The sequence below is a fragment of the Actinomycetospora rhizophila genome (assembly GCF_042657905.1).
GTDB classification, from domain to species: domain Bacteria; phylum Actinomycetota; class Actinomycetes; order Mycobacteriales; family Pseudonocardiaceae; genus Actinomycetospora; species Actinomycetospora rhizophila.
In genome coordinates, this window is record NZ_JBHSKG010000020.1 from 124,752 (window position 1) to 130,751 (window position 6,000).

Annotated in this window: 6 protein-coding genes and 1 tRNA gene; 4 read left to right on the plus strand and 3 right to left on the minus strand. The window is 73.5% G+C overall.

Annotation, left to right across the window (positions count from 1 at the left end; genetic code table 11):
- Positions 1–171 precede the first annotated feature (171 nt).
- The gene (locus ACFPK1_RS27970; protein WP_378024225.1) at positions 172–732 is read right to left on the minus strand and encodes a TetR/AcrR family transcriptional regulator; all 561 of its coding nucleotides are present in this window, start codon (positions 730–732) and stop codon (positions 172–174) included.
- A gap of 23 nt (positions 733–755) precedes the next feature.
- Between ACFPK1_RS27970 and ACFPK1_RS27975 the strand changes: the two genes are divergently transcribed.
- Both ACFPK1_RS27975 and ACFPK1_RS27980 read left to right on the plus strand, forming a co-directional pair.
- A complete protein-coding gene (locus ACFPK1_RS27975; protein WP_378024226.1) occupies positions 756–1,589 on the plus strand; it encodes an alpha/beta fold hydrolase in 834 nt (277 codons plus the stop codon).
- 171 nt (positions 1,590–1,760) lie between these two features.
- Positions 1,761–2,357 (plus strand): class I SAM-dependent methyltransferase, encoded by a 597-nt coding sequence (locus tag ACFPK1_RS27980; protein WP_378024227.1) that lies wholly within the window; start codon positions 1,761–1,763, stop codon positions 2,355–2,357.
- 15 nt (positions 2,358–2,372) lie between these two features.
- Here the strand turns inward: ACFPK1_RS27980 and ACFPK1_RS27985 are convergent, their stop codons facing one another.
- On the minus strand, positions 2,373–2,762 hold the full coding sequence (locus tag ACFPK1_RS27985) for a tautomerase family protein (RefSeq protein ID WP_378024228.1): 390 nt from the start codon (positions 2,760–2,762) through the stop codon (positions 2,373–2,375).
- A gap of 54 nt (positions 2,763–2,816) precedes the next feature.
- Here ACFPK1_RS27985 and ACFPK1_RS27990 point away from each other — a divergent pair, with 54 nt between their 5' ends.
- Positions 2,817–3,263: a winged helix-turn-helix transcriptional regulator gene (locus tag ACFPK1_RS27990; RefSeq protein ID WP_378024229.1), complete on the plus strand. Its 447-nt coding sequence runs from the start codon at positions 2,817–2,819 to the stop codon at positions 3,261–3,263.
- Positions 3,264–3,305: 42 nt separating this feature from the next.
- Here ACFPK1_RS27990 and ACFPK1_RS27995 read toward each other — a convergent pair.
- Positions 3,306–3,378: transfer RNA gene (locus tag ACFPK1_RS27995), tRNA-Arg, on the minus strand.
- A gap of 60 nt (positions 3,379–3,438) precedes the next feature.
- Here ACFPK1_RS27995 and ACFPK1_RS28000 point away from each other — a divergent pair.
- The gene (locus ACFPK1_RS28000) at positions 3,439–5,544 is read left to right on the plus strand and encodes a bifunctional copper resistance protein CopD/cytochrome c oxidase assembly protein (RefSeq protein WP_378024230.1); all 2,106 of its coding nucleotides are present in this window, start codon (positions 3,439–3,441) and stop codon (positions 5,542–5,544) included.
- Positions 5,545–6,000 lie beyond the last annotated feature (456 nt).

Here is a 6,000-nt window from a genome sequence, read left to right on the forward strand (position 1 = left end):
GCGGTGCCCGGGTAGTCGATCACCAGCCCGCTCTCGTCGTCGAGCCGTCGGTAGGTCTGGGTCGAGCCGCACCACCGACAGGTCCAGCGCGCGCACCTACGCCGCGGACGCCGTGACCACTTCGCCCGTCGGCATCGCCATCCGGTGCACCGGCAGCGTGTCAGGGACGCGTCAGTCCTCCCCGACCAGCCCCGCCGCGATCGCCCGGGCCCGGCGCACGCGGTCCAGGTCGCCCTCGAGCCCGCCGCGGACCATCGCCCCCTCGAGCAGCAGCGACAGGTGCTCGGCGAGCGCGTCGGCGTCGTCGCGCGGTGCCAGGGCCTCCCGCAGCAGCCGCTCGACCTCGGCCTTGTGGCCCGCGACCGCCTCCCGGCCCGCGTCGCCCGCGGGCAGCTCGCCGGCGGCGTTGAGCAGCCCGCAGCCGCGGAAGTCGGCCCCGTCGGCGTGCTCGACGTAGGCGTCGAAGACGGTGAGGGCGCGCGCACCCGGTCCCGCGTCGGCCGGCAGCGCGGCGGCCAGGCGGCGGTGCACGTCGAGGAACTCCTGCTGGCGCCCGTCGAGGTAGGCGGCGACGAGCTCGGCCTTGGAGCGGAAGTTGTTGTACAGGCTCATCTTCGCGACCCCGGCGTCGGCGGTGATCACGTCGATGCCCGTCGACGCCACCCCCTGCGCGTAGAAGCGCGCCGACGCCGCCGCCAGCAGCTTGCTCCGTGCCGTCCTGCGTGCGCTCATATAGGTAGACTAGTCTACCTAGCATGAGCTTCCTCGACCGGAACGTCCTCGTCGACGGCGTCCGCCTCGCGTACCGCGACCGCGGGGAGGGCGAACCCGTCGTCTTCGTCCACGGCACGCCGTCCTGGTCGCACGAGTGGCGTCACGTCGTGCCCCACGTCGAGGCGGCGGGCCACCGCGTGATCACCTACGACCTGCTCGGCTACGGCGACTCGGAACGCCCGCTCGACCGCGACACCTCGGTCGGCGCCCAGACCGACCTGCTGCTCGCGCTGCTCGACGAGCTCGGCGTCGAGCACCCGACGCTCATCACCCACGACATCGGCGGCGCGATCGGCCAGCGCGTCGCGGTCCTGCACCCCGGCACCGTCCGGCGCCTCATGCTCATCGACACCGTCAGCTACGACTCGTGGCCGTCGGAGACCTGGCAGGAGATCATCCGCACTCGCCTCGACAGCTACGCGAGCATGTCGGCGGACGAGTTCGAGGCGATGATGACCCGTCAGCTGACGATGACCGTCGCGGACGAGGCCGTCATGACCGGCGACGAGCTGCGCGCGTTCCTGGCCCCGCACCGCACGGCGCTCGGCCGGACCTCCTTCTTCGAGCACCAGGTCCGGCACTACGACTCGCGCTGGACCGAGGAGCTCACCGACCGGCTCGAGAAGATCGACGTGCCGGTGCGGATCGTGTGGGGCCGCGCCGACCGGTGGCAGCCCGTGTCCTGCGCCGAGCGGCTCGCCGCGGACATCCCCGGCGCCTCGCTGGTCGTCGTCGACGGCGCCGGGCACTTCCTCATGGAGGACGACCCGGCCCGGCTGACACGCGAGGTGCTCGACTTCCTCGCGAGCCGGTGACGCGCTTGCCGTTCCGGCAAGAATCCTCGCCGTCCCGCGCCGGGGCGCCCACCGTGGGGGCATGACCGAGGACCAGGACCAGACCTTCAGCCACGAGCAGGAGGCCGCCGTCTGCCGGCGGCTGCTCGGCGACCGCGCCCACGGGCTCGACACGCTCGTCGAGCGGGCCCGGTGAGCGACGACCTCGACCGCGACTCCTGGGAGCGGCGCTGGACCCGGGTGCTGGACGCCGACCCGACCGGCGTCGACCGGCGGCCCCCGAACGCCCTCCTGCTCGCCGAGGTCGCGGACCTACCGGCCGGTGTCGCGCTCGACGCGGGTGCGGGGCACGGCTCCGAGGCCCTGTGGCTCGCCGCGCGGGGGTGGCGGGTCACGGCCGTGGACTTCGCCGCCACCGCGCTCGCCCGCGGGGCCGGCCGGGCGGGCCGGGAGGGTGCCGAGGTCGCCGCGCGCATCGCGTGGGTCGAGGGCGACCTCGGGTCCTGGACCCCGCCGGCCGCGCACTTCGACCTCGTGACCTGCTTCTACGTCCACGTGGCCGGCTCGGTGCCGGAGATGGTCCGGCGCCTCGCGGGCGGCGTCGCGCGGGGCGGCACGCTCCTGCTCGTCGGTCAGCCGGGCGCGGCGGGACAGACGCAGGTCTCGGTCCCGGACGCGCTCGAGGTCCTCGACACCGATCGCTGGGAGATCGTCGTGGCCGAGGACCGCCGGCGGGGAGCGCGGGGCGCCGCCACGGACGCCGTGGTCCGGGCACGCCGGCGGACCTGACACCGGGAGGACGGGTCAGACGATGGCGCCCGGGTCGTCGCTCGCCTCGGGCAGGACGACGCCGTCCTCGAGCACGTTGGCGCCCGGCACCTCCTGCAGGAACACCGCGACGTCCTTCTTCGCCGTGCCCGTGATCTCGCACCAGGCGTCGGCGAGCTCGTGCAGCAGCCGGGCGCGGACCTCGGGCGAGCGGCCCGAGCGGATGATCCCGACCATGCGGGGCCCGTCGACGGGCTCGCCGGCCACGAAGATGCTGCCGGGCGGGACCTCGACGAACGAGCAGTGCACGTAGGCGCTCGGCGCGCCGGTGACCTCCGCGTGCACCTTCGTCATCGCGGCCGCGATCTCCGGCTTGTGCTCCAGCGTCGCGTCACCGCTGGGGACCGTGAACTGGTAGAAGGGCATACCGAGGACCGTAGCTGAGCTGCTGGCACTCGAAAAGAGTCCTACGATCCCGCCGTGCGACACGACGATCTCGGCGACGTCTGGTGCTCCGTGGCGCGGACCTGGTCGGTCATCGGCGAGCGCTGGACGATGATGATCCTGCGCGAGTGCTTCCGGGGGGAGCGGCGCTACGAGCACTTCCGCGCGAAACTCGGGCTGGGCGCCAACGTCCTCAACGACCGGCTCCGCGTCCTGACCGCGGAGGGCGTGCTGGACCGGGTGCGGTACCAGGACGCCCCGCCACGCCACGAGTACCGGCTCACGGCGAAGGGTGCGGAGCTCTACCCGGTGCTCGTCGCGCTGATGGCCTGGGGGGACGCGTACGAGAACGACGTCCCGCCCGTCCGGCTCGTCCACCGCCGCTGCGGTCACGAGGCCGCGCCGCGCCTGACCTGCGCGCACTGCGCGGAGCCCCTGAGCTGGCGCGAGATGACCGCGGAGATCGAGCCCGGGGCCTGGTAGTCCCGCCCCGGTCCGCAGGAGCAGCCCGGCGCGGGCACGGCGCGCCCCCGGCAGGACTCGAACCTGCAACCGTCGGATTAGAAGGCCGATGCGCTATCCGTTGCGCTACGGGGGCCCGGCGGGCAGCGTAGCCCGACCGGACGCCCGCCCCACGAGCGCGACCTACCCTGGAGCCGTGGCCACCACGACCCCACCGCCCGCCGAGGAGTCGGAACCCGTCCCGACGGTGCGGCCCAGCACGCCCGGAGGCCTCTTCACCGCGCAGGTCGGCCCGCTGCTCGCCGTGGCCGCCGTGGTGGCGCTGGCGCTGAGCACGCTGTCCGGGGCGGCGACCTTCGCCCGCCTCGGGCTGCCCGACCCCGGCCCGGTCACCGTCTACGCGCTGCCCGTCGTGCGCGCGCTGAGCCAGACGGCCGCCGCGGCGACCATCGGGTTCCTGCTGCTCGCGGCCTTCTTCACCCCGCCGGCGTCGACGGGCTGGTTGTCGGCCGACGGCTACCGGGCGGTGCGCGTCGCGTCGTGGGCCGCCGGGACGTGGTCGGTCGCGGCGCTGCTGATGATCCCGCTCAGCGCCGCCGACGCCTACGGCCGCCCGGTCTCCCGGATGCTCGACATGCGGGTGCTGTCGATCGCGGTGCCCGGCATCGAGACCACCACCTCCTGGGCGCTGACCGCCCTGGTCGCGCTGGTGACGCTCGGGCTGACCCGTGTCGTGCTCGGCTGGGGCGCGGCGGTGGTCGCCGTGGGCGTGGCCCTCGCCGGCCTCCTCCCGCTCGCGCTCACCGGGCACTCGGCCGGCGGCGGCGACCACGACATCGCCACCAACAGCCTCCTGCTGCACGTGCTCGCGGCGGCGGTCTGGGTCGGCGGCCTCGTGGCGCTGGTCACCCACCTCGTCGCCGGCGGCCGCCACCCGGCGCTGGCCGCGCGCCGTTTCTCCGCGGTCGCGCTCGTCTGCTGGGTGGTGCTGGCGCTCTCGGGAGTGATCAACGCCCTGGTGCGGATCACGCCGACCGATCTCTTCACGAGCACCTACGGCGTCCTGATCGTCGTCAAGGCGGTCGCGCTGGTGGCCCTCGGCGCGTTCGGCTGGTGGCACCGCGAGCGCACCCTGCCGGCACTCGCCCGCGGGGAGTCGGGGGCGATCGTGCGCTTCGCCGGCCTCGAGGTGCTCCTCATGGCCGCGACGATGGGCGTCGCGGTGGCCCTCGGCCGCACGCCGCCCCCGGTGGTGCCCGAGGCACAGCCGACCCGTCTGGAGGCGCTCGTCGGCTACGCGGTCGACGAACCGTTCACCGCGGCCGGCGTGATCACCCAGCCCCGCTTCGACCTGATCTTCGGCACCCTGGCGCTCGTCCTCGCCGGGCTCTACCTCGCGGGCGTGCGGCGCCTGCGGCGCCGGGGCGACACCTGGCCCGTGGGCCGCACCCTGTCGTGGGTGGCGGGGTGCCTGGTGCTGCTCGTCGCCACGTCGTCGGGCATCGGGCGCTACGCCCCGGTGATGTTCAGCGTGCACATGGGCCAGCACATGATGCTGAACATGCTGGTGCCGATCCTGCTGGTCCTGGGCGGCCCGGTGACGCTGCTGCTGCGCGCCCTGCCGCCGGCGGGCTCCGGCGCCCCGCCCGGTCCGCGCGAGTGGGTGCTGGCGGCGGTGCACTCGCCGGTCGCCCGGGTGCTGACCCACCCGCTCGTCGCCCTCGCGCTGTTCGTCGGCAGCTTCTACGTCCTGTACTTCTCGGGGCTCTTCGACGTGGCGCTCGAGTCGCACTGGGCGCACATCGCGATGAACGTCCACTTCCTGCTCGTCGGCCTGATCTTCTTCTGGCCGATCGTCGGCATCGACCCGAGCCCGCGGCAGCTGCCGCCCATCGGGCGCCTCGGGCTGCTCTTCGTCGCGATCCCGCTGCACGCCTTCTTCGGGATCGCGGTGATGACCTCCGCGACGGTCATCGGCTCCGGCTTCTACCAGCAGCTCGAGATGCCGTGGATCGACCGCCTCGCCGACCAGACCGCCGGCGGCGGGCTCGCGTGGGCCACCGGCGAGGTCCCGATGCTCGTCGTTCTCATCGCCCTGCTCGTGCAGTGGTCCCGCGCCGACGAGCGGACCGCGCGCCGCGAGGACCGGCGCGCCGACCGCGACGGCGATCGCGACCTCGAGGCCTACAACGCCATGCTCCGGTCCCTCGCCACGACGGGCCGCGCGGCACCTCCCGAGACCCGCTCCACCGACGACGTCTCGGCCGAGGGCACCGCTGACGTGGGAGAACGCCGGAACTGACCCCGGGTGCGCCGGGTACCACCGGGCATCGCGTACAGTTGTCGTCGCTCCCGGGGAACGGACGCCGAACCAGCGGCCGGCCGGGAGCCGACCGGAGCCCTCGGGCTTCGGGTACAGTCGAACACGGCGGTCGGGCCGGGTCCCTCGGGACCGAGCAGATCGCCTCCGCCCGAGATCGGGACGGACCGGCAGGGACCCCCCTGGAACGGGCCGCGAATCGAGTCGGGTACAGTGGGAAGCACCGCGAGGAACTCGACCCCAAAGGGTCGCGGCGAGACGCGTGTGGTTGTCCTTTGAGAACTCAACAGTGTGCTGAATGTTTGGTGTGTTTGTCCTCGTCGGCATCATGTCTGCTTTTTGTGAGTGGTTGTGGTGTCGTGGGGTTTCTTTGAGTGGGTCTGACCTTTCTTGCCAGTGGGGGTCGGGCTTTTTTGCTGGGACTGTTTGTTCCAATGT